19 protein-coding genes are annotated in these 26807 nt (G+C 71.4%); 6 read left to right on the top strand and 13 right to left on the bottom strand.

Annotation, left to right across the window (positions count from 1 at the left end; genetic code table 11):
* Positions 1–177: 177 nt before the first annotated feature.
* Positions 178–1410 (bottom strand): lactonase family protein, encoded by a 1233-nt coding sequence (locus tag AN218_RS27435; RefSeq protein ID WP_079132648.1) that lies wholly within the window; start codon positions 1408–1410, stop codon positions 178–180.
* 586 nt (positions 1411–1996) lie between these two features.
* Between AN218_RS27435 and AN218_RS27430 the strand changes: the two genes are divergently transcribed.
* A complete protein-coding gene (locus tag AN218_RS27430) occupies positions 1997–4762 on the top strand; it encodes a cation-translocating P-type ATPase (RefSeq protein WP_070019805.1) in 2766 nt (921 codons plus the stop codon).
* An 89-nt stretch (positions 4763–4851) separates the two neighbouring features.
* Here AN218_RS27430 and AN218_RS27425 read toward each other — a convergent pair whose 3' ends face one another.
* The 8 genes from AN218_RS27425 to AN218_RS27390 all read right to left on the bottom strand — a co-directional run bounded on the left by AN218_RS27425 (position 4852) and on the right by AN218_RS27390 (position 16107).
* Positions 4852–5898 carry a LacI family DNA-binding transcriptional regulator gene (locus tag AN218_RS27425; RefSeq protein WP_070019804.1) on the bottom strand — a complete coding sequence of 349 codons (1047 nt, stop codon included), beginning with the start codon at positions 5896–5898 and terminating at the stop codon, positions 4852–4854.
* Between the two features lie 16 nt (positions 5899–5914).
* Positions 5915–6766 carry an ROK family protein gene (locus AN218_RS27420; protein WP_070019803.1) on the bottom strand — a complete coding sequence of 284 codons (852 nt, stop codon included), beginning with the start codon at positions 6764–6766 and terminating at the stop codon, positions 5915–5917.
* Between the two features lie 10 nt (positions 6767–6776).
* Complete coding sequence (locus tag AN218_RS27415) at positions 6777–8483, bottom strand: class I mannose-6-phosphate isomerase (protein ID WP_070019802.1); 1707 nt, start codon at positions 8481–8483, stop codon at positions 6777–6779.
* A 74-nt stretch (positions 8484–8557) separates the two neighbouring features.
* Positions 8558–11743 carry a glycoside hydrolase family 38 N-terminal domain-containing protein gene (locus AN218_RS27410; RefSeq protein WP_070019801.1) on the bottom strand — a complete coding sequence of 1062 codons (3186 nt, stop codon included), beginning with the start codon at positions 11741–11743 and terminating at the stop codon, positions 8558–8560.
* A gap of 30 nt (positions 11744–11773) precedes the next feature.
* Positions 11774–12586 carry a carbohydrate ABC transporter permease gene (locus AN218_RS27405; RefSeq protein ID WP_070019800.1) on the bottom strand — a complete coding sequence of 271 codons (813 nt, stop codon included), beginning with the start codon at positions 12584–12586 and terminating at the stop codon, positions 11774–11776.
* 13 nt (positions 12587–12599) lie between these two features.
* On the bottom strand, positions 12600–13562 hold the full coding sequence (locus AN218_RS27400) for a carbohydrate ABC transporter permease (protein WP_070019799.1): 963 nt from the start codon (positions 13560–13562) through the stop codon (positions 12600–12602).
* Entirely contained in the window at positions 13559–14860 is a 1302-nt protein-coding gene (locus tag AN218_RS27395) for an ABC transporter substrate-binding protein (RefSeq protein WP_070019798.1), read from the bottom strand. The genes AN218_RS27400 and AN218_RS27395 overlap by 4 nt, the downstream gene beginning before the upstream one ends.
* A gap of 407 nt (positions 14861–15267) precedes the next feature.
* Positions 15268–16107 carry a hypothetical protein gene (locus tag AN218_RS27390; protein WP_070019797.1) on the bottom strand — a complete coding sequence of 280 codons (840 nt, stop codon included), beginning with the start codon at positions 16105–16107 and terminating at the stop codon, positions 15268–15270.
* Positions 16108–16825: 718 nt separating this feature from the next.
* On the opposite strand from AN218_RS27390, the gene AN218_RS27385 reads away from it, so the two are divergent.
* Positions 16826–17737 carry an AfsR/SARP family transcriptional regulator gene (locus tag AN218_RS27385; RefSeq protein WP_141747709.1) on the top strand — a complete coding sequence of 304 codons (912 nt, stop codon included), beginning with the start codon at positions 16826–16828 and terminating at the stop codon, positions 17735–17737.
* Positions 17738–17787: 50 nt separating this feature from the next.
* On the opposite strand, the gene AN218_RS27380 is transcribed toward AN218_RS27385, so the two are convergent.
* Together AN218_RS27380 and AN218_RS27375 are read right to left on the bottom strand one after the other, a co-directional pair.
* Entirely contained in the window at positions 17788–18246 is a 459-nt protein-coding gene (locus AN218_RS27380) for a hypothetical protein (protein WP_141747708.1), read from the bottom strand.
* 128 nt (positions 18247–18374) lie between these two features.
* A complete protein-coding gene (locus tag AN218_RS27375; RefSeq protein WP_070019794.1) occupies positions 18375–18911 on the bottom strand; it encodes a winged helix-turn-helix transcriptional regulator in 537 nt (178 codons plus the stop codon).
* 92 nt (positions 18912–19003) lie between these two features.
* Here AN218_RS27375 and AN218_RS27370 point away from each other — a divergent pair, with 92 nt between their 5' ends.
* From AN218_RS27370 to AN218_RS27360, 3 genes are all read left to right on the top strand, one after another.
* Positions 19004–20410: an MFS transporter gene (locus AN218_RS27370; RefSeq protein WP_070019793.1), complete on the top strand. Its 1407-nt coding sequence runs from the start codon at positions 19004–19006 to the stop codon at positions 20408–20410.
* A 219-nt stretch (positions 20411–20629) separates the two neighbouring features.
* The gene (locus AN218_RS27365) at positions 20630–21742 is read left to right on the top strand and encodes an FAD-dependent monooxygenase (protein ID WP_070019792.1); all 1113 of its coding nucleotides are present in this window, start codon (positions 20630–20632) and stop codon (positions 21740–21742) included.
* Positions 21743–21752: 10 nt separating this feature from the next.
* Positions 21753–22391: a TetR/AcrR family transcriptional regulator gene (locus tag AN218_RS27360; RefSeq protein WP_070019791.1), complete on the top strand. Its 639-nt coding sequence runs from the start codon at positions 21753–21755 to the stop codon at positions 22389–22391.
* Between the two features lie 45 nt (positions 22392–22436).
* Here AN218_RS27360 and AN218_RS27355 read toward each other — a convergent pair whose 3' ends face one another.
* Positions 22437–23030, bottom strand: coding sequence for a 3'-5' exonuclease (locus AN218_RS27355; RefSeq protein WP_070019790.1), 594 nt, complete (start codon positions 23028–23030; stop codon positions 22437–22439).
* A 519-nt stretch (positions 23031–23549) separates the two neighbouring features.
* Here AN218_RS27355 and AN218_RS27350 point away from each other — a divergent pair.
* A complete protein-coding gene (locus AN218_RS27350; RefSeq protein ID WP_070019789.1) occupies positions 23550–25082 on the top strand; it encodes a polysaccharide pyruvyl transferase family protein in 1533 nt (510 codons plus the stop codon).
* Positions 25083–25174: 92 nt separating this feature from the next.
* Here the strand turns inward: AN218_RS27350 and AN218_RS27345 are convergent, their stop codons facing one another.
* Positions 25175–26527, bottom strand: a complete 1353-nt coding sequence (locus tag AN218_RS27345) for a class I SAM-dependent RNA methyltransferase (RefSeq protein ID WP_070019788.1) — start codon at positions 26525–26527, stop codon at positions 25175–25177.
* Between the last annotated feature and the right edge of the window lie 280 nt (positions 26528–26807).

Below are 26807 nucleotides of genomic sequence, written 5' to 3'. Positions count from 1 at the left end.
AGCGGCGGCTTGACTTCAGCATTGGGAAGCCTCCTTCGGGCGGGAGGCCGGAGACCTCCCTCTGCGGCCACGATAGAACCGATCCACGGAGACCGAATCGGGGAAATCCCGGAGATCGCGTCGCAATCCGGCCCGGAGCCGACTACCCGCGCTCAGCTTCAGCGACGGCTCGCGGCCTCAACCCGGCAGCACGCACACCGGCTTCGTCACCGTCGCCGGCTCGCCCGCCTTCTTCAGCGCCCCGCTCTCCTCGTCGACGGCGAAGATCCCGATCGTGCCGCTCTTCTCGTTCCCCGCCCACAGCACGTCCCCGCCCGACGGGATGCTGATGTGCCGCGGCCAGTCGCCCCCGCACGGAACGGCGCCGGCCACCTTCAGCGACTCGCCGCCACCGCCCACCGACATCCAAGCGACGCTGTTGGCACCGCGGTTGGAGACGTAGACGGTCCGTCCGCCGGCCGCGACGGCCACCTCCGCCGGGAAGTTCCGCACCCCCGGCTCCTCACCCTCCGGCAGCGTGGAGATGCTGTCCCCGCGCGTGAACGTCCCGTTCTCCGCGTCGTAGGCGTAGACAGTGATCGTGCTGTCCAACTCGTTGGCCACGTACGCGAATCCGCCGTCCGGATGGAACGCCAGGTGCCGCGGACCCGCGCCCGGCTCCGCCTTGGCCTCCGCGACGCGCTTCAACGTCCCCTTCTCCGCGTCGAGTCGGTACGAGAACAGCGAATCCGTCCCCAGATCCACCGCGATCACGAAGCCGCCCTTCGGATCGCTCACGATCTGATGCGCGTGCGGGCCCTCCTGCCGCTCGGGATCCGGGCCCTTGCCCTCGTGCTGCACCAGATCCGTACGGGCGCCGAGGGCGCCGTCGGCCTTGATCGGGTGGACGGCGACGCTGCCGGAGCCGTAGTTGGCGCTGAGCAGCCACTCCCCGCTCGCATGCACGGACAGGTGCGTCACCCCGTTCCCGCCCGTCGACTGCGGCTCACCCAGCGGGCTCAACTTCCCGCCGTCACCGACCGCGTAGGCCCGCACCGTGCCCTCTTCGCTCGCCTCATCCAGGGCGTACAGCACCGTGCCGTCCTTCGACAGCGCCAGGAAGGTCGGACTCGTGACGTCCTCCACCTCACCGGACGTACTGATCGCGCCGCTGGAGGTGTCGTACGAACCGGTCACGATGCCGCCGCCGAACGTGCCGATGAACAGGGGCCGTTGAGCGCGCTCGGCCTTCCGGCCGGCGGCCTCACCGCCCTTATCCCCCTCCGTCCGGCCACCCGGCAGCACGGCGGAGGCCGCCGCCGTACTCCCGCCCACGGCCGCCACCACACCGAGCGCCCCGAGGAACGTCCGCCGCCGGACCCTCCGAGAGGACTCGCCGGAGTCGGCGTACAGGGCACGACGATCAGACATACGTGAAGACACGGGCGAACCTCTCGGTGGGGGGTCTCGGGTTCGAGTCGCGAGTATGCCCCAGCCAGAACCAACTCGCCCACTGGCAGGGCAAGTTGGGCCGCGATGCGGCGCTGCCTGGCTGAACGGGGGCTGCGCCGCTGCCTGTTCGGTGTGAGTCCGGTGTGGAGTCCGGTGTGGACTCCGTCCTGACGCACTTCAACGAGGAAACGGGGTGAGCGGAACGCGCTCGCCGTCCGGACGCTGTCCGCGCCGGGTGTGCCGACGCGGTTCACCTGCATCGCCTTCGACCACCTCATGACGCCGGAGCTGCCGGCTCGGGAGATCGTCGAGGGTGACGTGCACCGGCAACGAACCACCGCTTTCGTGGAGGACGCGGAACCTGTGCCCCCCGTGGTGCTGGAGCACCACGGGGCAAGCCGAGCAGGGCAGGCTCCATCGACTGGGGGATCGGCGCAGCGCGGTGGGAACGTCGTCATGGGACGATGCCAGCGTCGATCCGGAAGGCTCTTGCCAGGCTCGGGACGCGGTTGTGGTCGCCCGCCGGATCAGCCGGGTTGGAGAGGATCTGCGACCGGAGCGCTCGATGACCGCCGACATCTCCCGGAAGAAGGACGATCCGACTGCCAGCGGACGCTGGCATGTGCTGTCCCGTCAGGACGTGCTCGGCTGGCTCGACACCACTGCCCAGGGGCTGACCACGGAAGGGGCCGCGCCCCGGCTGGAGCGCTACGGCCGCAACGAACTCCCGGCCGCCGAGGCCACGCCCGCGTTGAAGGTGCTGGCCCGGCAGTTCGTCAGCCCGTTGATCGGAATCCTGGTCGTCACCTTCGTGGTGACCGCGCTCCAGCAGCACTGGGCGGACGCCGCGGCGATCCTCGTCGTCCTCCTCCTCAACGCCGCCATCGGCTTCTGGCAGGAGCGCAAGGCGGAGACCGCGGTCCGGGCGCTGCAACGGCTGTCGGCCCCGACGTGCCGGGTGGTGCGCGACGGCGCGGAGCGCGAGCTCGCCGCCGCCGAGCTGGTGCCGGGGGACGTCGTGCTCCTGCAGTCCGGAGAACGGGTCACCGCCGACCTCCGGATGCTGGAGGTCAACGCCTTGCAGGTGGACGAGTCGATGCTCACCGGAGAGGTGCTTCCGGTGACCAAGCAGGTGCACCGGCTCCCGGTGCACACCGCCGCGACGGAGCGCACCAACGTCGCCTTCAGCGGCACGCTGGTCACCGCCGGGCGGGGACGCGGCGTCGTCGTCGGCACCGGCAGCGGCACCGAGTTGGGGATCATCAACGAGCTGGTGCAGGGGCCGACCGGGAAGACACCGCTCCAGGTGCTGGCCCACAGCCTCCAACGGCGCATCGGTGTGGTGGTGGTCGTCTCCTCCGGGATGGTCTTCCTCGCCGGCCTGGCGCTCGGCCGTGGGGTGTCGGAGATGTTCCGTACCGTCATCGCTCTCGCGGTGGCCTCCATCCCCGAGTCGCTCCCGATCGTGCTCACCGTCGCGATGAGCCTCGGAATGGCCCGTATGGCACGGCACAACGCGATCGTCCGCTCGCTCACCGCCGTGGAGACCCTGGGGTCGACGACCGTCATCGGGTCGGACAAGACCGGCACGCTGACCCGTAACGAACTCACCGTCGAGAAGGTGTGGACGGCGGCGGACGGCACGTCGGACCTCCACGCACCGGACCTCCACGCACCGGACCTCCACGCATCGGACCTCCACGAAGAGGCGGGGTCACCGCATCGGGGACGGCTGCCTGTCGCCTTACGGGCGACGCTGCGCGCGGGGGCCCTCACCAACGAGGCGGTGCGCGCGCCCGCGGAGTCCGGCACGGCGGGAGAACCGCCCCTCGACTACACGGGGGACGCGGTGGATGTGGCGATGCTTCGCGCCGCCGTGCATGCCGAGGCCGTCACGCCGGAGGAACGGGACGCCCGCTGGCTGGCGCACACGCCCTACGAACCGGAGATCCGCTACTCGCAGACCGTCCGAGTCGAGGGCGACGTGCGTGTTCTCTACGTCAAGGGCTCACCCGACGTACTCGCCGGCATGTGCCCGACCATGGCGACCGACCGCGGGGACGTGCCCTTCGATCGCGAGCAGGTGTCCGCCGCCAACCACGCCCTCGCCACCGACGGCATGCGAGTGCTGGGCACGGCACGGCGGATCCTCGACCCCGACGAGCCCGTGCCGCGGCCGCTCCAGCCTCCCTCGGGCCTGACCTTCCTCGGGCTGGAGGCGATGGAGGACCCACCGAGGCACGGTGCGGCCGAGGCGATCGCCGCCTGCCAGCGCGCAGGGATCACCGTCGTCATGGTCACCGGCGATCATCCGGTGACGGCGGCATCCATCGCGCGGCGCCTGGGGCTGGGGACCGGAGCTCAGCCGGTGACGGGGCTGGACATGGAGGACATGGACGACCCGGTCCTCGCCACACGCCTCCGCGAGAGCGGGGTCGCGGCCCGCGTCACCGCTCAGGACAAACTGCGCATCGTGCGGGTCTTGCAGGACCTGGACGAGGTCGTCGCCGTCACCGGAGACGGCGTCAACGACGCACCGGCACTGCGGGCGGCATCCATCGGCGTCGCCATGGGGCGTTCCGGCACCGCGGTGGCGCGCGAAGCCGCCGACATCGTGCTCACCGACGACAACTTCGTCAGCATCGTCGATGCGGTCAAGCAGGGACGAGTCACCTTCAACGCCATCCGGAAGGCCACGTTCTTCCTGCTCGCCACCGGGCTGTCGTCGCTCCTCGCGGTGTCGGTCAACCTGATCGCCGAGCAGCCGCTGCTGTTCCTGCCCATCCAGCTTCTGTTCATCAACGTGATCACCAACGGGCTGCAGGACATCGCACTCAGCTTCGAGCCTCCCGAGGGCGACGAACTGGAGCGGTCCCCGCGGCCGAGGGAGGAGGGAATGCTGTCGCGGACCCTGTGGGTCCGGACCATGATCGCCGGGGCATGGATGGCCACGGCCATCCTGGTCGCCTTCCGCTGGACGCTGGACCGGGGGTACTCCGAGGAGCACGCCCGCACGCTGGCGCTCACCCTCTTCGTGATGCTGAACTTCTGGCTGGTGCTGAGCGCCAGGGCGGAGAACCGGTCGCTGTTCCGGCTGGACCCGTTCGGCAACAGACTGCTCCTCGGCAGCGCGCTCGGAGCGCTCTTGCTGTATCTCGGTGCGACCCAGTGGGCGCTCACCGACGACCTGCTGGGGCTCGTGGCACTCCCCCCGGCAGAGTGGGTGACCTGCTGGCTGCTCGGCGCCTCGGTCCTGGTCATCGTCGAGACCGACAAGCTGATCCGCCGGCGTGCGCGCAGCGCTCTCGGCTCCGGCCCGTCGAGGCTGTGACGAACGGTCCAGGACCGCGGTGGACGAGATCGACGGGAGGCCGCTCGACCGCGGACGCTGCACAGCAGCAGGGCTGCTCGGCGCCGCGGTCAAATGCCGTGTTTGCCCCCCGGGTTGTAGGTGATGAGCGAGGTGGGCACGGTGATCGTGCGGGGCGGGCGGGGCTCACCGGATGACGGCTGGTCGGCGGGCCGTATGCGGGAGATGAGCAACTCGGCGGACTGGCGGCCGAGTTGGTCGGTGTCGTAGGCGACGACGGTGAGCGGGAGCCCCAGGGCGTCGGCGAGTTCGAAGTCGTCGAATCCGGTGAGGGCGGTGGAGCGGCCCGCGGCGCGGATGGCGTGGTAGGCGCCGATGGTGTTGCGGTTGTTGGAGCAGAACAGAGCGGTGGGGGGATCGGGCAGCGCGAGGAGTTCGCGCGCGGCGACGGTCGCCTCGCCGGTGGTCTTCTGCCCCTGCCGTACGTAGCGTTCGTCGACGGGCAGTCCTGCGGCGTCGAGGGCGTCGGTGAATCCCCTGAGACGCTGGGTGCCGGTGTAGACCGTCGTCGGTGAGCCGACGAAGCCGATCGTGCGGTGTCCCTGAGCGAGGAGGTCCTGGGTGGCGCGGCGTGCTCCGCCGAAGTCGTCCACGAGGACGCAGTCGGCCTCGAACCCCTCGGGGGGACGGCTTGCGAGGACGACGGGCACTCCGCCCGCCGCGGCGGCGGCCAGGTGACGCTGGTCGGTGGAGGCCGGAACGGCGACGATGCCGTCGACGCGCCGCGCGACGAGGTCGGCGACGAGGTCGCGCTCGCCGGCGAGATCCTGCTTGGTGTTGGCGATGACGGTCTTCAGCCCGTGCGGTGCGAGCTGCGAGTCGACGCCGAGCGCGAGCTGCGAGTAGAAGGGGTTGGCGAGGTTGGTGACGAGGAGGCCGACGAGTCCCGTGCCCTTGCCGAGGCGGAGGCTGCGGGCCAAGTGGTTGGGCATGTAGCCCAGTTCGTCGGCGGCCGCCCGTACGCGTTCCCGGGTCGCGGACGTCGTGCGCGGGTCGCCGCGCAGCACGCGCGAGGCCGTCATGGAGCTGACACCCGCCCGCTCGGCGACGTCCCGTAGCGTCGGTTTCCCGCCGTTCGCCGCTCGCCGGTCCGGCATGCCGACTCTGCCCCTCTCACGTCGCCGCCGCCGCGAAGGCCGCGCCGAGGAGGGCGGCGTCGCCGGCGAGGCGGCTGGTTCTCACGATGACCGGAGTATCCCCCAGACCGGCGCGGAGTGCCGGGCCGATCAGGTCCCATGAGCCCGTCATCGAACCGCCGACGACGAGCACCGAGGCGCCGAAGGCGGCCACGTACGGTGCCAGCACGCGTCCCAGAGCGGTGAACGCCTCGTCGAGGACGGTGCGTGCCCGGTCGTCGCCGGTACGTGCGCGGAAGGCGATCGCGGCCACGTCGAGCCGTCCGCCGCCGTACCGTTCGCGGATGGCGCGGCGGGAGACGGTCTCCTCCAGCGGCCTTCCGTCCAACTTCAGGAGATCGGCGCGGCCTTGGGGCGGCAGGCCCGGTCCGCCGGTCTGCGGGGAGCCGTCCGCGAGGAACGCGGAGCCCACGCCCGTGCCGAGGGTGATGCCGGCACAGCGCCCGTGGCCCCGTGCCGCCCCCGCGTGCCACTCCCCGAGCAGGAAGGCGTGCGCGTCGTTGAGGAAGACCATGCCGACGGGGCGGCCGGGGAGTCCCTTCACCAGCGCCGCGCGGACGTCGACACCGCGCAGGCTGTCGAACTTGCCGACGCCCTCGAACAGTCCGATGCCGCGGGCGTAGTCGAACGGCCCGGGTACGGCGACTCCCCACACGGCGCCGGGCGGCGCGGGAAGTCTCGCGGCGCAGGAGACGACGGTGCCGAGGATGTCCTCCGCGCTGCCGTGCGCCTCCAGCCGCCGGGTGACGCGGGCGGCGATCTCGGCGCTGCCCGGATCGGCCAGCGCAGCCGTCACATGGGTGCCGCCGATCTCCAGTACCGCTCTCACGGTGCGCCTCTCACGGTGCGTCCTGCGGCCGTACGAGCGCCTTGACGACCTTGGCCGGTCCGCCCTGCGCCGGGTGCAGCCGGTAGCGGCCGACCGCGGCGGGGACGGTCAGCGTCTCCGCGTAGGCGAGCGGGTGCCGGTCGCCGGCGGTGGTCTCCACGGTCACGCCGTCGCCCTCGACGACGTTCAGCACGTGGAAGCGGCCGTCGGTGTCGTCCTCGGCGGGCGCGGTGCCGTCGAGGACCACGCGGCGCACCTCGTAGAACATCTCGCCCAGCGCGCCCAGGAGTTCCTCGTGCCAGCCGTCGCCGGTACGCAGGGTGCGCGGCCGTGGCACCAGGTCGCGGGTGACGTCCTCGCCGCGGCGCCGGGTGTCGAGGTTGGCCAGTCCGTGTTCGTAGGGAAGGGGGCGTGGGCTGCCGTCGGAGCCGGGGCGGAGCCAGTCGTAGAAGCGGAGGCTGTAGAGGTAGGGGGTGGCGCTGATCTCCAGTACGAGGTTCCCGGCGCCGCTGGCGTGCGGCGTGCCGGCCGGGATCATGAACAGCCGGCCCTGTTCGGCGGGGAAGGTCAGCACGTGGTCCTCCGGACGCATCGGTGTGCCCTCGGAGACGGCCTTCTCGATCTGCTTGCGGAACAGTGCGACGTCGGCGTCCTGCCGCAGGCCGAGGAAGACGCGGGTGCCGGGGCCGCCGACGGTCATGTAGTACGTCTCGTGCTGGGTGTAGTGCCAGCCGAAGTGCTCGCGCATGTACCGCTCTTGGGGGTGGCAGTGCAGCGAGAGGTTGCCGCCGCCGACGGTGTCCAGATAGTCGAAGCGGAGGGGGAACGACGTGCCGTAGCGGGCGTGCACGTCGCCGCCCAGCATCTCCAGCGGATGCAGTACGCATAGCAGTTGGAAGGGGATCTCGGCCTGTGCCCGTGGACCGTGGCCGATGAGTACGCCGGACTCCGGGGCGATCAGTTCATAGCCCAGGGCGGTGTTCGGGGCGCCGGGGTCGAAGCCCAGTGTGCGCTGCGCCCAATGTCCGCCCCAGGGCGTGGAGTTGAAGTACGGCCTGGTGCGCACGGGGCGGCGGGCCAGCGCCGCCAGGGTCGCACGCAGCCCGTCCCCGTCGAGGAGCACGGGGAGTTCGGGGTCCTGTACGTCGAGCCAGGCGTCGATGCGCGGCGCGAGGGCGTCCCGGTGCCGGTCGAGCATGGGCCAGTCGACGTAGAACAGCCGCCGCAACTCCCCCGGCCCGTCGGGCAGTCCGAGGTTGCGGCCGGTGCCCGCCGCGACGGCGGCCTCCGCGTGGCGCTTGGGCACGTCGGCGTACCACAGCACGTCGTGCGCGAGCACGGCGGCGCCGGGACCGCAGATCAGCAGCACGCCCTGCTCCGGCGGTGCCGGGTCGGGGACGGCGGCGAACAGGTCCCGCAGCGGATTCTCCGCGAGCTTGCAGTAGTAGGGGTCGGCGGCGTCCACGTCCCGTACGGTGCGCTCCTCCACGACCTCCGCCGCCGCGTAGTGGCCGCGTACGTCGAGCACCCGCAACGCGGTGCCCCGGGCGGCGAGTTGCTCCGTCAGCCGGTTCTTCACGGTCTCCCAGTCCGCCGCCGGGGGCCCGTCCACCGCGACGACCGCGGGCCCCGGGGGCAGCTCCGCGGACACGGCCTGCCAGCCGGTGACGAGGCGGGTCTGCGGTGCGGGGGCGTAGCGCGGGTCGAGCCGGTACACGCGTTCTCCTTCGGGACGGGACGGAGCGGGACGGGGCCGTGGGGATGGGACGGGGGCGGCGCCCACGGCCGGTCTCACGGACGTTCGAGAAGCACCGCCGCCGTGCCCAGCGGTGGAATGTCCACGGTGGTACGGCCGTCGGCGAGGGGCAGCGCGCCGGCGGCGCGGCCGAGGTAGTCGGCGCCATGGGCGGCCGTCACGGGGAAGTCCACCCGTACCGGACACGTCACGCCTTCCTCCGCGAAGGACTGCAACCGCAGCAGTACGGCGTCGCCGGGGCCGGGGGTCGTCGCGCCGACGAGACGCACCCGCGGGTCGCCGAGTTCGACGAAGGCGAGCGAATCCCGCGGCGGCGACGGGGGGTCGGCCTCGTCCGTGCCGGTGGCGCCGGCCCGTGCCCGTACGGCGTGCAGCGGACGGCTCCCGGCCGCGGCGGTGCGCGGCCCGAGGCCGGTCGCCGCAGGACCGGACGCGCAGGCGAGGCTGTAGCGGAAGCCGAAGTCGAAGCCCTGCGCGCTGGGGAAGTTGGTGTCCCAGAGGTTGTTGTGGATCCACGAGAAGACCGTGGCGGGCTCGTCGTGTTCCAGGGTGCGCGGGAACGGCGCGTACGGCAGCGCGATGTTGCCGAACTGCACCAGCGGCGCGTCCTGCGTGACCCACGCCACGGTGCAGTCGTCCTCGGCGAGCGTGATCCAGCGCCGTACGGCCCGCATGTGGAGCGCCGAGCCGGGCACGACGGGAAGGCCGCTGCCGGTGACGCCGCCGGACGCCTCCATCCGTACCTCGGGGTCGTCGAAGGCGAAGGGGAACGCGAAGTAGGCGCTCTCCTTGCCCAGCGTGGCGTCCTTGTCGACGCGGTTGTCGATGTCGAGGCGTGCGATGCCGCGCGGCAGGGTCAGGGTGGTGCGCACCCGGCGCGCGCCGCCGGGCCGCGTCTCGTAGACGAGCGACTCCGCGGTCGCGGTGGACGTACGGGCGATCAGCGCGGCCGGCGGCGCGACCACGCGAGTCCCCAGGTGCTCCAGCCGGTCCGAGGCCGTGGTGCGGCTGGAGTTGTGGTTGAAGCCGCCCGCGGTGGTGTAGCCGTCGTGGAGGTAGCCGTTGAATCCGACGACCGCGTCCGCGCGCACCAACTCCCGCCCGCTCGCCTTGTCGACGACGGAGGAGACGCACGCGCGGGCCAAGTCGACCCGTACCGCGAGGTGTTCGTTCTCCAGCAGCACGGGGGCCGCGTGTGCCAGTGCCCGTGCCGCGCTCTCGCCCGGGTCGTGCTTCTCCGGGCCGCCGGTCGGATTCCACGGGGGCTCGGTACGCGGCCCCTCGGGCGGCGCGGATCCCGCGACGACGTCCAGGCGCACCGACCCGGCCGCCGGCACGTCGGCCACGCGTACCCGCACGAAGCGCCCCGCGTCGCGGTGTTCGGGATTGACCTGGGCGCGTTCCTCGTGGTCGAGAGTCTCGCCCGTACGGGCGTCGTGCACCTCCACGGGCCTGCGGAGCTCGACGCTGCTCTCCGGCAGCCAGATCTCCGCGATCTCCGTACGCGGCCACGAGCAGGTGTTGACCACGTGGTACGAGGCGTCCGCTCCGTCCGCGGCGGCCAGCCGCTGTCCGAGGCGCGCGGCGGCGCGGTCCAGCAGGGACCGGGAGTCGTCGTGGGCGCGCACCGCCTGCCCGTACTTCCAGTGCCACTGCTGCTCGCCGGAGTGGGCGTGCTCGTGGCCGTGCGTCCAGGGGTCGGCCGCGCCCCAGGTGTGCTCGTCGAAGAGGGAGACCGCCTCGTAGACGCCGGCCGCTCCGGCGGTCTCCTCGGCTGCGCCGTCGGCGCCGAGGATTCCGGCGAAGGTGCCGAGGGTCTGGGCGTCGGCGACGGCGGACTGGGCGGTGCGCGCCATCGAGAGGGGATGCGCACCGGAGCCGACGCCGTCGACCCACCAGTCCGTCCAGTCGCCCTCGAAGGTACGGATCTTCTCGCCGAGGCGCGCCTCGGCGTCGGTGAAGAAGTCCTCGTTGCGCGAGAGACGCAACTGCGGATAGGCCCATGTCTCGTTCCAGCGGCGCACGGTGTCGGCGATGATCCGGCGCGGCGGGGCGTTGTCCCCGAACTTGCCCTGTACGCGCAGGTGCAGCACGTCCCACGGGTAGGGCTCGCGTTCGGTCCGCTCCTGGTCCATGCTCCAGCCGAAGACGCTGCCCGCGTACGGATAGGGGCGGGTCGCCAGCGCCGTCAGATAGGCGGGCAGCAGATCGTCGACGCGGCCGTAGTCGGTGTCGAAGCCGAGCAGCGGGCCTTCCATGTAGGCCAGGCCGTGCGGGGTGTCCGTCACCCACACCAGCAGGCTGTTGCCGCTGGGGGCCGCCCAGCGGAACAGCCGCGGCAGCTTGTCCCCGCCGACCAGGTGCGGCACGGAGCGTCCCGCCCAATTGTGCGCCACCGACAGGTACTTCACGCCCGCCGAGGCGAGCGCGTCCACGAGTCCCACGACGGAGCCCGGTACGTCGGTCTGCATCGCGGAGGTGAGCGTGAGGCCGTGCTCGTCGCTCACCTGCCGGGCGGAGCGCAGCAGTTCGTGGAGTTCGTCGGTGGAGCAGGTCTCGGTGTGCAGATTGAAGGGCATCGCGGTCAGCTCGATGCGTCCCTGCCGTACCCGTCGTACGAACTCCGCCACCTGTTCCGCCGGCCGGGCCGCGGCCCACTGCTGGAAGGACCACAGCGACTCCACGCACCAGCGGAACTGCGAGTCGGCGGGCCAGTCGTCGGTCGCCCGCGTCAGCTCCAGACACGAGTCCAGATAGGACAGATGCTCGGCCAGCACCCGGCCCTGCGGATCGGTGTAGCCGATGTCGAGATGCGAGTGGTGGACGAGATGGACCGTCCACCGCCGCTGCGGCGTCAGCGTCACCGCGACGCTCTCGTCCTCCCGGCCCGGCACCGAGACGGCGACGTGCTGCGCGGAGTCGACGGCGGGCACCAGCAGCCGCACCGAATCCCCCGGGCCCGGCTGCCGTTCGACGGGCAGGGCCGCACCGGAGTCCGTGCGTACCTCCAGCGCGTCCGGTACGGCGGCGCCCTCGGCCGGCTCCACGCGCAGCGACTGCAGCAGTCCGCCGCCGGAGGCGCGGCGCAGCAGCGGCTCCTCGACCAGCCTCAACAGGCCGCCGCCCAGCCGCCCTTCGGCCGAGACCACGGACGCGCGCAGGCTGTCGTGGATCCGCCGGTGGTCCCAGTCGTTCGTCCGTACAAGGGCACGGGTCGTCATGCGGCACTCGCTTTCATCGGGCGATCGCTTTCATCGGGCGATGGCAGTGACTCCGCGGAGGAAGAGACCGCGGAAGAGGAGGAAGACGAGCAGGGTGGGCACCGAGACGATCAGCGCCCCGGCGAGGATCACGGGCGGACCGGAGGAGGCGTAGGCGGAGTTGAGCGTCATCAGCGCCGCCATCACCGGCTGCACCTCGGGGCTGCGGCTGAGCGTGATGCCCAGCAGCAGGTCGTTCCAGACGGCGGTGAACTGGAAGATGAACGCCGCTCCCAGACCGGAGCTCATCAGCGGCACGTGGATGCGCCAGAAGATCCGGCGGAAGGACGCGCCGTCCAGCATCGCCGCCTCGGTGATCTCCGGCGGCATGGTCGTCATCTGGTTGCGGACGAGGAAGAACGCGAAGGGCGCCGCCCACGCCACGTACACCAGCATCAGACCGAGCCGCGTGTCGTAGAGATTCGCGTCCGCGTACAGTCCGAACAGCGGCGCGAGGAACATCTGCAGCGGGAAGAGCGTCCCGGAGTAGATGAGCCAGAACCAGAACGCGGGCCTGGGGACCGGCAGCACCACGACGGCGAACGCGGCCATCGCGGCCACCAGGACGGCCACCGCCCCGCACACCACCGCATACAGCAGCGAGACGAGGAAGCTCTCCCCGACGCCCGCCTCGCTCCACGCGATGCGCAGGTTGTCGAGGACCGCGAACCCCCGCGGCGCCCAGTCCGGCGTACCGGTGTAACCGCCCGCCGGGGTAAGGGCGTTGACGATCAGCAGATAGAGCGGGATCAGCCAGAGCAGCACACATCCGGCGACGAACAGGTTGCGCAGCGCACGTCCCATCGTCCTCGCCTCCTCAGTCCCGGGTCCCGCCGGGCATCTGGCGGCGCAGATACAGCCAGGACGCGGCGACGACGATGACGGACAGAACCAGGGCCACGGCCGAGCCGTAGCCGACGTGGAAGAGCCGGAAGGCCTCGCGGTACATCGTCAGCGCCAGCGTCTCCGAGGACCGCGAGGGCCCGCCCTGTGTGAGCACCCAGATCAGGTCGAACGCCTTCAGCGAGTTGACGATCGCCATGCCGACGACCACCACCGTCATGGCCCGCAGTTGCGGCAGCGTGATGTGCCGGAACATGCTCCAGCCGCTCACGCCGTCCAGGTGCGCGGCCTCGACGATGTCGCGGGGGATGGCGCGCAGTCCGATGGTGAAGAGCACCACGTTGATGCCCGTCGCCTGCCAGGTGCCGGCGACGATCAACGACAGGGTGTTCTGCGGCCATTCCAGCAGCCAGGGCTGCGCCAGCGACTCCAGCCCGACCGCGCCGAGCACCTGGTTGACGGCGCCGCCCGAGGTCAGCATGAACTTCCACACCACGGCCGTCGAGGCCCCGGAGATCGCGTAGGGCAGGACGATCACCAGCGTCGCCAGATTGCCCAGCCGCATTCGGTACGTGGCGACCGCGATCAGCAGCCCGACGGCCACGGGAAGCAGCAGCGTCCCCGCCACCCACATCACGGTGTTGATCAGCGAGCGGCCGAGGATGGGGTCCTCCGCCAGCCGGACGTAGTTGTCCAGCCCGACGAACTCGCTGGTGAAGCCGTTGTCCGCGAACAGGCTCCCGTAGACGCTGCGGAAGAAGGGATAGACCAGCAGGATCCCGACGAAGGCCAGTGCCGGGGCGGCCCACAGCAGCGAACTGCCGGGGCTGCCCAGCCTGCCCCGTGCCGCCCCGGCGCCGGAGGCCCGCCCCGGCGTCCGGGTGGGAATGCGCCGCCTGGCGCGCAGCGGCCTCGCGGTGCTCAGCGTCTCGCTCATACCTTCTCCGCCTCCCTCCACACCCGCCACGCCTCGTCGGCGCGTTCCTGCATCGTCCTGAGCACCTGCCGGTAGGAGGACGGGTCGAGCAGGAAGCCCGCCAGGTCGTCGACGGTCGACTCCACCAACTCCGGCGGGCCCTGCTCCCAGAAGCGGTTGAGCATCCACAGCCGCTTCTCCCGCACGGTGCGGGCGATGCCCTCGACCATCGGATTGGCCGGTTTCACCAGGGGGTTGGGGCATCCGTCCTGAAGGGTGTGCGTGAACGCCTCGGACACCCGCGGGTGCAACCACTGGTCTGCCGCCTTGACGGCCTCCGCGCGGTCGGGGCCCTTGCTCGTGCACACCAGTGCGCTCGACTCGAAGATCATGCTGGGCCGTGCCCGGGGGTCGGCCATGGGCAGGACGAACGCGTCCACGTCGGCGCCCGGCTTGCCGCCCGCCGCCTGCAGGTTGGGCGTGAGGAAGGTGCCGCCCGGCATCATCCCGAGCGTGCCGTGCACCACGGCGGCGGCAGCGTCGTCGTGGCTCATGTCCATGGGCGTGAACCAGTCGTTGTCGAAGAACGAGACGATCGTGCGCAGGGCGCGCACCGCACGCGGGTCGTTGTAGCTGCCCCGCCCGTTCATCAAGTCCCGGTAGAAGCGCGGGTCCTGGCGGGTGAGTACCTCCATGAACCAGATGAAGGCCGGCCAGCGGCCGTCGGTGGTGGCGTGCAGCGGTGTGATCCCGGCGCTCTTGAGGCGCTTGCAGACCGCGAGGAAGTCGTCCCAGGTCTTCGGGGCTTCGAGGTCGTGCTGCGCGAAGACCTCGGTGTTGTAGAAGAAGACCCAGTAGGTCAGGTTCATCGGCAGGGCCCATACGCGGCCCTGGTAGGTGAAGGCGCCGCGCAGCTCCGGATCGACCCAGCCGCGTGCGGCGGCCCTCTTCCACGGGCCGGTCATCTCGATGATCCCGCCGGTACGGGCCAGATCCTGAAGCCGGTACCCGGACCAGTACTTGAGCATGTCCGGCGTCTTGCTGGTGCGCAGCGAGGACTTGACGATCTGCTCGAACGACTCGACCGACGGTATGACCAGCGGGACCAGTTCGATGCCCGCAAGCGTCTTCATCCGGCGGCCCGCGGCGGCGATCGGTTCGTCCCACGAGGGGTTGTCGCCGTGCAGGGCGACCTCGCCGGGAGGGCGGCCCTCGGCGGTTCCGCAGGCGGCGGTGAGGGCGGCGGCACCGGCGGCCGCGAGGAGAGCCCGGCGGTTCAGGGCGGGATTCGAGGTGGTGCTGTGACGGCGTCCATGCATGGGACTGGCCCCTCACGTGCGGGTGTTAGCGTTAACATGCTGGCGCGTAGCCAACTCCTGCCGCCTCGGGAAGTCAATGGGCGTGACAGCATCCGCGTCCCGGCCCGGCGCTTCCTGACCCGGCCCGGGCCGGTCGAGGGGCGGACCCGCCGCGGTGTCGTTCCGGCATCGCGGACGCGGAACAGCGCGCGGGTGAGCGGGTGTTGGGCGACGCCCGGCACGGGTGCGCAGCGGTGCGCGGCCGGCGCTGCCGCCTCGCCTCTGTCCCCGGTCGCTTCGCAGGCTCACGTCGTCGGCGTGAACCCCGGCCGCCCGTCGGAGAGTTCCGGCGCCGACGGGTCCACAGCGCACGCCGCGCGGACAGCCGCCGGGACACACCTCACGTCGGGCCGCCGCTACGGCTCAGCTCACCCCTCGGCCCGCACCGCGCCCACGCGGAGATACTTCGCGAACTTCACGTCCTGCAGGCTCAGATGAGACCGGCCGCCGCCTCCCGGCGGCGCGGCCCCCTGCTCCGATGTGAAGTCGACCGCGACCGCATAGCCGACGTCGAAGGCGCCGTAGTCCTGCAGCGCGTGCGCCACGATGCGCTCGTACGGGCGCAGGGAGCGGTCGGCGTCGATGTCGTACGACCGGTCGAGCCAGACGAACTGCCCCTCGGCCCACCGGTCGGGGCCTCTCCCGTCGCTCTTCACGGCGGGATAGACATGCCGGGGGCCGTTGAACGGGGCGCTGAACGCCAGCGCATGCCGGATCCGGCCGCGCTCCCAGTCCGCACGCGTGATGATCCCGGCCAGCCGGGACAGCCCGCTGCCCGTGGGGGCGCCCTGCTCGGCGACGGACGACCGCCGCGTGCCCGACACTCCGCCCCACTCGCAGCTCGGCACACCGCCGGGGCGTACGACCGTGCGCCAGCACTCCAGCGATCTGCCGTCGGGCGTGACGACGATGCTCCAGCCGCCGCGGCCCGACGGCTCCTTCCAGGAGGGATCCCAGGGGTAGTCGACGCCGGAGAACGGGTTCGGGCCCCAGTTCTCCAGATGGCGGCGGGCCTTGATGCGATGCGTCGGGGTGTGCGCGGTGGCGCGGTGAAGGGGCGTACCCGCGGTGCCCGCGGCCACCTGGAGGTCGCCGGCGGAGAGCAGCGTACGGGTCAGTTTCGCCGAATCGGGCGACAAGCGGCGGGAGTTGCGGCGGTTGAACGGGTCGTCCGCGGCGAAGTACCCGTGTCCGGCGGGCGGTTCCACACCGGTGGCCTGCCGTCCCGAGTCGGAGGAGGCCGCGCCGCCCCGCGGCCCTGCCCGGCCACGCCGTCANNNNCCCGGCGCCCCCCCCCGCCCACCCCGTCAGCCCCGCCACACCGCCCGCCACGGCAAGCACCGCGAGCGCGACGAGCGAGAGAGGGAGGGCGGCACGGCGCCAGAGCGGAGCGGGCGCGCCACCGCGGCTCTCCGCGCCGGCCTTCGCGCCGCCGCTCCCTCCGTCCCGTCCGCCGCCGCTTCCGTCGCCCTGTCCGCCGTCGCCAATAGGGACCTCGCCGTTACGGACCTCGCCAGCCGACGCCGAGTTGCCGTCGCCGCCGTCGTCGAGCGCAGCCGAGACCGCGCGCCAGCGCTCCTCCCACTCCGTCCGGTCCCCGCCGCACGCCGTCACATACGCCAGCGTCACCGCGAGCGACGGCAGCCGCTCGCCGCCTGCCGCGTCGGCCAGCGTGGTGGCCGAATAGTGCGCACGGGCGGCCAACTGCCGGTATGTGAGCGGCCCGGTCGTATCCCGCAGATCCCGCAGCCCCGCGGCGAACTCCGCCAGCGGCCCTTCCCCCGGATCCAGCCGACGCTGTGGTCGTCCCACCCGTCCCCGTACCCCCCGCGTTGCACGTCGTTGTTGTCCGGCGGCCGGTCCGCCGTGCCGGACAACTCATCTCCGACTAGAACACTCCACAACCGCCCGAAACACAAACCAGGATTGGAACGTGAACAACCGATGCGTTTCCGCGTCCTCGGCCCTCTCGAAGTCCGTACGAGCGAGGGCTGGAAGGGAATCGGCGCGCCCAAGCGGCGAGGCGTTCTGGCCGAGTTGCTGGTGTGCCGCGGCCAGGTCGTCCCGGCCGGCGTCCTGGCGACGCGCCTGTGGGGAGACGGTGTTCCGGACTCGCACCGGAGCCTGATCCGCAAGTACGTGATGGAACTGCGCCGCCTGCTGGAGGACGGCGGCGACACCCTGACGCGCCGCGACCCCGGCTATCTCCTCCGGGCCGCCCCGCAGGAGATCGACGCCCACCGCTTCGAGCAACTGGTGCGCGCCGCCCGTGAGATCTTCACCCGTACGGGAACGGGCCCCGGCGACCCGGGCACCGGCCCAGGCTCCGGCCCCGGCCCCGGTGCCGACGCGGCGGCACCGCTGCTCGACGAGGCACTGTCACTGTGGCGCGACGCGCCCTACGTCGACGCGGCGTCCTCCCCGTCCGCCGAGGCCGAAGCCGTGCGGCTTCAGGAACTGCGTCTGGACGCCGTCGAAATGCGCGTCGAGGCGGGACTGCTGCGCGGCGGCGCCGGCCTCACCGCCGAACTCCACCGCCTCCTGGCCGACTTCGGGCTGCGCGAGTCGCTGTGGCATCTGCAGATGCGGGTGCTGCGCCACACCGGCCGTACCGCCGAGGCGCTGCACACCTACGTACGGGCCGGCCGTCTCTTCGCCGAGGAACTCGGTACCCCGCCGGGCGGCGCGCTGCGGCGGCTGCACCAGAGCATCCTCACCGACGCGCCCTGCGACGTGTCCGGCCTCCCGTTCCCGGCGGTGTGCACCGTCTGCGCACACGAACGCTCCGGTCCCGGGCCGTCGCCTTCTCTCAAGCGACCGGCCCGGGACCGGAGTTGACGGCGCCCTGTCCGCCGTCCTGTGCGGGTCACCTCACCCGCTGATCTGCTTCACCCGCAGATCGTCTTCCAGTGGCTGTGTCCGGTGGCCACCAGGTCGTAGTAGCCGCCGTCGTCCTTGTACGCGACCGCCTTCACGCGCAGTTGGTACTTCGTGCAGCCCTTGCCCTTCCCGGTGCCGATGGTGCGGTTCATGCGCCAACTGTGACCGGCGCGGTAGGAGCGCTGTGCCTTGTCCGTCAGATGCATACGCATGACGAGGTTGGCCCGCTTCTTGCAGTAGTAGCGCGCGTTGGCCTTCAGATGACGGCTCCCGGACTTGTACGGGTCGCCGACCACCAGACGGCAGTGCTTGGGCTTCGCCGCCTGCTGGGACGACTGGGTATGCCCCGGGACCTTCGTCGTCGACGCGTCCGCCGTCGTCGCGAGCGTTCCGCCGCCGAGCGCCACGACTCCGGCGCACACGACCGCGGCCCAGCGCGCCTTACGTCTCCCGATTCGTTGCTTCATCGTTCGCAAAACCTCTCTGCTCGGACGCTGTTGCGTTCAGATGCAGAGACGCTCGCACCGGGGAGTGCAGCGGCCGTTCCGTCTGCGTACCGGGGAGCGAGCAGCCGTACGCCCACAGGCCGAACGGATCAGGCGTTCAACGGCTGCGGCAGCGGCTCCAGCAGCATGCGGGGCCGCAGCAGGGCGCGGCTCACCGCGTCCGCGGGCGCGCGGTCGGCGCCCGGGCCAGGGCGCATCTCGACGTCCTCCGGCGGGACGCCCGTCTCGCAGGCCGGACAGCGACCGGCCTGGTCGAGCCGCGTGCCGCAGCCGGCGTGCAGGAAGTCCCTGCGGCTGCCCTTCTCGCTGCCGTGGTGCTGCTCGCCCCACACCGCCAGGGCGTGGACCGCGGGCCACAACTCTCTGCCCTTGGCGGTCAGTTGGTACTCGTCACGCGGCGGCGACGCCTGATAGCGCACCGTCTCCAGGACCCCGTTCTCGGTGAGCGTGCGCAGCCGGGCGGAGAGTACGGCGCGGGGCAGGGCCAGGTGCACCAGGAAGTCGTTGTAGCGGCGCACTCCGTAGAAGGCGTCCCGGACGATCAGCAACGTCCAGCGCTCGCCGACAAGTTCGAGGGTGCGGGCGAGCGAGCAGCTCTGCGCGGCGTAGTCCTTCCCCAACGGCATGCGGACACCCTAGCAAAGAGTTCAGTGATTGAATTCAGCGGTTCATCCATTGAACTCTGACTGCTAAAGTCCCCGCCATGACCGTAAGTTCAATGAATGAACCCTCCTCCTCGCCGATTCCCGAGACGTCCGGCACCGCGCAGCGCCGCACCACCCTCGCGGTCACGACGTCCATGACCTTCCTGGTGCTGATGGACTACACCGCCCCCATGACGGTGCTGCCCGACACCGCGGCGTCTCTGGGCACCGGGCCGAGCAGCCACGCGTGGCTGCTCAACGGCATGGCTCTCGGTCTGGCCGCCTCGCTGCTCGTCGCCGGCAGCCTCGCCGACGACCACGGACGCAAGCGCGTCTTCGTTCTCGGCTCGCTCGGACTCGTGGTCACCATGGCGCTCGGCGGGGTCGCCACCGGCACCCTCGGATTCACGCTCGCCCGTATCGCGCAGGGCGCCACGGGCGCGGCGGTCATCGCCGCAAGCCTCGGGCTCGTCGCGCACGCCTTCCCCGGCGGCGCCGAGCGAGTCCGGGCCACCGCGCTGTGGGGTGCGGCGCTCAGCGGAGGCATCGCCGCCGGTCCCCTCGTCTCCAGCGGGCTCAACACGCTGAGCTGGCGGGCCTGTTACCTCGTACTGGCGGCGGCCGCCCTGCCTGCCGCGCTCGTCGCCCTCCGCGGGCTCCCCGAGTCCCGGAACCCACGCCCGGGGCGCCCCGATCTGCCGGGCGCGACCGCGCTCGGACTGGCACTGTCCGCGCTCTTCTCCGCGCTCACCGTCGGCCGCGACGGCTGGCTCCGTCCCGTCGTGGCGGCACTGCTCCTCACGGCCGTCGCGCTCGGTGCGGTCTTCGTCGCGATCGAACGGCGCAGCAGGGCACCGATGATCGATCTCGCGCTCTTCCGCCGGCGCGACTTTCTGACGGCCACGGGCGGCGCGCTGTTCACCGGGTTCGCCGTGATCGGGCTGTTCAGCTACGTACCGACCCTGCTCCAGCGGACGATCGGCCTCTCCCCGTCCGCCACCGCATGGCTGTTCGCGCTGTGGTCCGGTACGGCCCTGGTGACCGCGGTGCTGTCACGACGCCTCGTACGCCTGCTGACCGCCCGGCGCCAACTGGCCGCCGGCTTCCTGCTCTCCGCGCTCGGCACCGTGGCGCTGCTCGGAGGCGCGGGCGCCGGTTCGTGGGTACGGCTCCTGCCGGGGTTGTTCGTGGCCGGCACCGGAAGCGGGCTGCTCAACGCGGCGCTGCCACGCGTCGCCGTGGAGAGCGTCCCGGCCGAGCGGGCCGCCATGGGCTCGGGCGCCAACAACACCGCCCGCTACATCGGTTCGGCCGCAGGCGTCGCCCTCACCGTCGCCGTCAGCACCGCCGGCCACGGCGCCGAGTCGTTGCGCGCACTCGCCGCCGGCACGGACCGCGCGCTGCTCGTGGCCTGCGGGCTGGCGCTCGCCGGGGCGGCGACCGTACTGGCGCTGCACGAGGCGGAGCCGTCCACGGGGTGACGGGCGACGGGGCGGAGCTGCGGGCCGGGTGCTTCCTCAACGAGGAGGCGCGGGCCGGGTCTTCGCACGGTCTCGGGGTCGGTCCGGTCCGGTCGGCGAAGGACCGCAACGGTGACCGGCCGCTCGCCGGCGGAACGATCCGGGCGGCCCGGCAACTAAAAGCAACAGATCGTTGCTATAGTGGCTCGCGAGATCGCCGGGGCGAACGAAGGAGCAACCATGCGGATCCTGGTCAGCGGGGCAGGGGCGGCGGGATTGAGCGCCGGCATCGACCTGGCACGTGCCGGGCACGAGGTCGAGATCGTCGAGCGGGCGAACCATCTGCGCGTCAACGGCTCGCCCGTCGACGTACGCGGCGCGGCCGTCGAGACCGCGCGCGGCATGGGCATCCTCGACGCGGTCGACGAACAGCGGATCACGATGACCGAGCAGACGAAGTTCGTCGACCGGTACGGCGTGCCCGTCGCGCCCCTGCTTCGCCAGGAGATCGATGAGTCCCCCGACGACATCGAGATCCCCCGCGAAGACTTGATGAACATCCTGCGCGAGGCCCTGCCCGAGCAAGTCGACCTGCGCTTCGAGGAGTTCATCGCGACGATGGCGGACGACGGGGACCGGGTCGCGGTCGCCTTCGCCTCCGGCCGCGAGGCCGCCTACGACATCGTCGTGGGCGCCGACGGGATCCACTCCGGAGTGCGGCGCCTGGTGTTCGGCCCGGAGCAGGAGTTCACCGAGCACCTCGGGATGTACGTCGCGATCGGCGATGCACCCGGCCAGGCGACCCCCGGCAACCGCACAACGGAGGTCTTCAACCTGCCGGGGCGCATGGCCGGAGTGGCCCGCTACCGCGACAGGGCTCTGGCGCTCTTCGAGTTCCGATCCGAACCGATCGACTACGACCACCGCGACCTGGACGCGCAGAAGCGCATCCTGGCCGAGGCCTTCGCCGGCATCGAGGACTGGAAGGTCCCCGAACTGGTCGAGGCCGCCCAGAACGACCCCGAGCTCTACTTCGACGCGATCGCCCAGATCCGCATGCCGGCCTGGCACCGGGGGCGGACCGTGCTGATCGGGGACGCCGCGCACTGCGCGACCTCGATGGCCGGGCGCGGCACCTCGCTGGCCCTGCTCGGAGCGTGGACACTCACCGAGGAACTAGGGCGCCACGGCGACGACTTCGAGGCGGCCTTCCGCGCCTACGAGCAGCGCCGGCGCCCCCACGCGGACGCGGCACAGGAGTTCGCGTCCACCGGGGCCGACCTCGTGCTCCCCGCCACGTGGGAGGGCATCGAGGCCCGCAACGCCCGGCTGCGCGCGGCGCAGCCGCTGTAGGCTGCCGTCCGTGGCCGACGACCGACCCGCGCGAGAACCCGCCCGCCGCCCGGGCGGGCGCACCGCCCGAGTGCGGCGCGGGATCCTCGAGGCCGCCGCCGAGCTGATCGCCCGCGACGGGATCGGCGGCTTGCGCTACGACCAGGTCGCCGAGCTAGCCGGGGTCAACAAGACCAGCGTCTACCGCAATTGGCCCGACCGCACCACGCTGATCGCCGATGCGCTCGCCACGTTCGGCACCGACGCCGCACCCGTGTACGACTCGGGCGACGTCGACGCCGACCTCGTCGGCTTCCTCGAAGCCCTCGCCGCCGCCACGGCAAGCCCGCAAGGCCGGGCGCTGCTGAACGTGGTGACCTCGGCCCGGGAGAACCCCGAACTGCGGGCCGTCGTCGACGAGGTGTTCGACCGGCGGCTGGCAACCCTGCGAGACCGCCTGCAGACCGCGGTCGAGCGCGGCGAACTGCCCGCGACCGACCTCTCCTTGCTCGGGGCGATGCTCGCCGGACCCGTCCAGCTCTTCGTCAGCCGCGGCGCCCGCACCTTCACCCGAGCCGACGCGCGCAAAGTGAGCGCGATCGTCCTCGCCGGCCTGCGCACCACCGCTGCCTGCGACGGTGCCCCGGTCGTCGGGCGCCGGGCCACGTAACCCGGCGCACTGCCCCTGCGCACCGGTGCGGACCGCCGTCCCGTTCTACAGGCACCCTTCGGGCAGGGTGGCTCCCGTACTGCACAGATGCCTGATGGCGGCGGCGAAGGAATAGCAGTCGAAGAGCGCCGAATGCTCTTCTCCGGCAACGGGCTTGGGCAGGCCGAGCACTTTCCACAGGCGCCCCACGTTCGCGGACTCCGTCACCGGCGCGACGGTGTTCACCCAGGGACGGAGATTCAGGAAGGCGGCGCCCAGAAAACCGGGGGTGATCTCTTCGCCGCGCGCTCGTGCCCAGCCCGTGTTCTCTCCGAGAACCACCATGTCGTTGCCGTAGGAGAGCACGGTCTGGCCGTGGCAGAACGTCAGGAAACCGCCGAACGCTTCGGCCGGAGGAAGTCCGTCCCGGTCCACCTCTTCCTGGCGGATGCCGGTGAGGTCGGTGAAGTACGGCGACAGCTCCGGATGCACCACGGGCCGAACCAGCGCTTCGTACGCGTCGACGACGGTGTGGTCCTCGCTGATCCGCAGCGCACCGATCTGCACGATCTCCCGAAGCTGTCCCGGTGCCGCCCAGTCGTTCTCGAGCGCACCCCGCCAGGTGGTGAACTCCAGGTCGAACACAACAAAGGTGGGCAAGGTCTGCCTCCGTGTCGGTGAAGCGGCTTACGCGGCGAGCGCCGGGAGCTTGCAACAGCCCAGCCAAGCACAGGAGTCGCCGCTGATCAGGCTCGAACGACACCGTTCCCGGGCGTTCGTGGTGCGTTCACCGGCCCCGCAAGGAGCTGTGGTTCGCACAGCGAAGTCGGCTTCTGCCGACGACCGCAACCAGCGCACACCTCATGGAGACAGCAGACCGCGATTCGACGTCCAACGTCTCCGCCGCCCACGCCAACACGAAGCCCCCAGAAGGGACTTGAGCGCTCTCCGACGCAACGGCTTCGCCGGCCTCTGACGCGTGCCCGTCGTCCGGCCTTGTCACCGTGCCGTCACGTTCACCACGAGAGCGGCCCGTGGTGGGTTCACCGCTGCGCTCCGTTCAAGGGATCTTCACTGTTCAGTTCTCCTTCATATGTTCACCACGCGTAAGTAAAGGTGGCCAGAAAGAGTCCTTGCGAAGGGATGTCCATAGGCGGGTAGGCAGGCAGGCGGGTAGTGATGCGGGTTCTTCTCATCGGCGACATCGGCTGGCGGGATCTCTATCACCTCGGCGACGAGGCGATGACCGAGGTGGCTCTCGACAGTCTTCAGGCCCGCGGGGTCACCGATGTCACGCTCGTCGGCGGCCACCCGGACTGCGCGAGCGCGCGTTACGGTGTGCCGTCGATCGCCCGCATCGGCTTCCGCGGAACGCCGGACCGCAGCCACAACGCCGCCCGTTACGAAGCAGTGGTCGACGCCGCCCGCTCCGGCCGTCGTACGCTGCCGGACGACGACCCGGCGATCGCCGTGATCGAGGCGGTACGCGCGTCCGACGCGGTGCTGGTGGCCGGCGGAGGCAACCTCAACTCCTTCTTTCCGCAGCACATTTTCGAGCGGGCGTCACTGGCCGCGGTGGCCGCGGTCCTCGGCAAGCCGTTCGCGCTCACGAGCCAGACGATCGGCCCGCTGATCCGTCAACAGGACGAGCCCTACCTGCGCTCGCTGCTCGGGCCGGCCGTCGGTATCGGTGCCCGAGAGCGCCACACCCTCGCATCGGCGCACGCCTTCGGCGCCGGAGAGGGGCGTGCCGCGTCCACCATGGACGACGCGTTCGGCCTGCTTCCGCGGGCCGAGGACCGCGCCTCGGTCGCCCGCTACCAGGACGAGCCGTACATCGTGGCGAGCTTCGCGGAGAATCCGTCGACCCCGAGCATCACCAAGGACGGCTACTACCGGCTGGCCGCGAAGACGCTCGTGGAACTCGCCGACCTCTACCGGGCGAAGGTTCTTCTCGTACCCCACGCCGGGACGTTCCAGGAGGACCGTCTCGTACGCGACCAGGTATCGAACGAGACGATCGCCGCCCTTGCGCGCGACGACCGGGTGCAGCCGACTTCGATGCTCACGGCCCGTGAGGTCGCCGCGCTGACACAGGACGCGGCGCTCGTAGTCGGAACGCGCTACCACCCGGCGATCTTCGCCGCTCGTACGGCCACACCGGTCGTCTCCCTCGCACCGACCATGTACTCCTCGGTGCGCATGCGCGGTGCGTCCGCCAACGTGGGGCTGGAGGACTATGTCCTCGACCTGGCGAGCTGGCGGTCGGGCCTGGTGCTCCGCGCGGCCCGCGAACTGCTCGACGACGACCGTGGCGTGCGAGCCCACATGACATCCGTGCGGGAGACGCGCATCGCCGACCACGAAGCATGGTGGGACGCTCTCGTTCCCAGCATGAAGGACGGCCAGCCGATCACTCTGGGCGAGTGTCTGACACCGGTGGACCCGTACACGTCCCCCGGAACATGGGCGACGGCTGCGGGAGCGCTGCTCGATGAGACCGAACGCCACGACCGGCAGCGCAGGACGCTGAAGTGGCGCATCGACGAGCTGGAACGAGAGGTTCGCGAGCTTCGCAGGGCGCCGGCCGAGCACGGGGGACGCAAGGGACGGCGTCGCACCCGCCTCGCCAAGGCCGTTCGTGCCCGGCTGCGTACGGTCATCCGCAGGCTGCGGTCTCTGCGACGCGTCGGAAGACGACAGCGGGACTGATCAACACCGCCGCGTCCAACGGTCGTTGCCGGTCCGTCCTGAGCGCCCGCAACGCACGTAACGCACGTACCGCACATCGGCGACGGCGCAGTTCAGGCGTCCTTCTTCACCGGCTCCAGGATCGCCACGCACTCCAAGTGGTGCGTCATCGGAAAGAGATCGAACGCCCGCAGGAAGCGCGGCGCGTAGCCCGCCTCGCGGAAGTAGCCCAAGTCCCGTGCCAGCGCCGCCGGATCGCATGCCACGTAGCCGATGCGGCGCGGTCCCAGGTCCGCGATGTGGCGTACCGTCTGCTTGCCCGCGCCCGCGCGCGGTGGGTCGAGGACGACGAGGTCCGCCTCCGTGATGCCCGTGCGCGGCAGGACGGATTCGACCTTGCCCTGTTCGATCCGTACACGGGGGAAGTCCGCGAGGTTGTGCCGGGCGTCCTCCACGGCGCGCTTGGACGACTCGATGCCCAGCACCGCTCCGCGTTCGCCGATCCGGTCGGCCAGCGCCCCCGCGAAGAGCCCCACGCCGCAGTACAGATCGAGCGCCATCTCGCCCTTGCGCGGGGTGAGTCCGCGCATCAGCGCGTCCACGAGCAGTTCCGCCGCCTTCGGGTGCACCTGCCAGAAGCCGCCCGCCCCGACGCGCCACGTACGGCCGTCGGCGCGCTCGCGGACGAAGTCGCGGCCGTGTACGCGATGCAGATTGCCCTTGTCGGCGCCGCGCTCCCCCACACGCAACACCGAGACGGGACGGTCCAGTTCGACGATCGGGAGTCTGCCGCCCGGCTTCGGGGTGAGGACCACCTGCCGATCCTGGGAGCCGGTGGCGGCCGTCGCCTCGACGCCCGCCATCTGCGGCCATTCGCGCTGCTCGACGCCCAGTTCCTCCACGCCGGGGGCGGCGATGAGGCAGTGGTCGACGGGCTCGACCTCGTGCGAGCGGTGCCGGCGCAGCCCGGCGCGTCCCTCGTCGTCGACGGCGAACTGCACACGCGTACGCCACGCGGGCACCTCCCCCGCCGGCAGCTTGTCGCCGGGCGCCGGCTCGACGGTGCCGTCCCAGGAGACGTCCTCCGGGGTCAACTCGGCCAGCCGCCAGAGCTGTTCGGTCAGGACCTCGCCCTTCAGGCGGCGCTGCGCCCCCGGCTTGGCGTGCTGCCAGTCGCAGCCGCCGCAGCGGCCCGGCCCGGAGAAGGGGCAGGGCGCGGGGATGCGGTCCTTCGCCGGGGTCAGTACCCGTACGGCGTCCGCGCGCAGGAAGCGCGAGTCCTCATGGCCCTCGGTCACGCGGGCGACGACGCGCTCGCCGGGGAGCGTGTGCCGTACGAAGAGCACCCGCCCCTCCTCGGTACGGGCCACACAGTGCCCGCCGTGCGCGACCGAGCCGATCTCGACCTCGTACTCCTCCCCCACGAGCGACGGAACGATGGGGTCCTGCTGGGTGGCGTGGGGCATGGCGGATGAGCTCCAGAGATACGAGCGGGAGAAAGCGAGAAGCGAGAGAGACCGAGAGAAGAACGACGAGCGGAAGATGCGGAAGATGAGGAAGGAGACGAGAAACGGAGACGAGGAACAAGCAGCAGACGTACGAGCAGAAAGGGGGACGATCAAGGGTGCGAGAGGCAGCCGTTCAGTCTACTTGCCTTCGCAGCATGCTCCCGAACCGTCAAGTGATCGCGCACCGCTGAGTGATCCCGTACGGCCACGGACTCCCGTGCCGCCGTAGTTCCCGCCG

This window comes from Streptomyces nanshensis (assembly GCF_001751255.1).
GTDB lineage: Bacteria > Actinomycetota > Actinomycetes > Streptomycetales > Streptomycetaceae > Streptomyces > Streptomyces nanshensis_A.
The sequence above is the reverse complement of the archived record's forward strand: the minus strand, read 5'-3'. Positions and strand labels throughout refer to the sequence as shown.

Excerpts from the sequence above, each read along its gene's own strand:
- AN218_RS27435 (WP_079132648.1), bottom strand. The coding sequence starts at position 1,410 with ATGTCTGATCGTCGTGCCCTGTACGCCGACTCCGGCGAGTCCTCTCGG.
- AN218_RS27430 (WP_070019805.1), top strand. The coding sequence starts at position 1,997 with ATGACCGCCGACATCTCCCGGAAGAAGGACGATCCGACTGCCAGCGGA.
- AN218_RS27425 (WP_070019804.1), bottom strand. The coding sequence starts at position 5,898 with ATGCCGGACCGGCGAGCGGCGAACGGCGGGAAACCGACGCTACGGGAC.
- AN218_RS27410 (WP_070019801.1), bottom strand. The coding sequence starts at position 11,743 with ATGACGACCCGTGCCCTTGTACGGACGAACGACTGGGACCACCGGCGG.
- AN218_RS27405 (WP_070019800.1), bottom strand. The coding sequence starts at position 12,586 with ATGGGACGTGCGCTGCGCAACCTGTTCGTCGCCGGATGTGTGCTGCTC.
- AN218_RS27400 (WP_070019799.1), bottom strand. The coding sequence starts at position 13,562 with ATGAGCGAGACGCTGAGCACCGCGAGGCCGCTGCGCGCCAGGCGGCGC.
- AN218_RS27395 (WP_070019798.1), bottom strand. The coding sequence starts at position 14,860 with ATGCATGGACGCCGTCACAGCACCACCTCGAATCCCGCCCTGAACCGC.
- AN218_RS27380 (WP_141747708.1), bottom strand. The coding sequence starts at position 18,246 with ATGAAGCAACGAATCGGGAGACGTAAGGCGCGCTGGGCCGCGGTCGTG.
- AN218_RS27375 (WP_070019794.1), bottom strand. The coding sequence starts at position 18,911 with ATGCCGTTGGGGAAGGACTACGCCGCGCAGAGCTGCTCGCTCGCCCGC.
- AN218_RS27370 (WP_070019793.1), top strand. The coding sequence starts at position 19,004 with ATGAATGAACCCTCCTCCTCGCCGATTCCCGAGACGTCCGGCACCGCG.
- AN218_RS27365 (WP_070019792.1), top strand. The coding sequence starts at position 20,630 with ATGCGGATCCTGGTCAGCGGGGCAGGGGCGGCGGGATTGAGCGCCGGC.
- AN218_RS27350 (WP_070019789.1), top strand. The coding sequence starts at position 23,550 with ATGCGGGTTCTTCTCATCGGCGACATCGGCTGGCGGGATCTCTATCAC.
- AN218_RS27345 (WP_070019788.1), bottom strand. The coding sequence starts at position 26,527 with ATGCCCCACGCCACCCAGCAGGACCCCATCGTTCCGTCGCTCGTGGGG.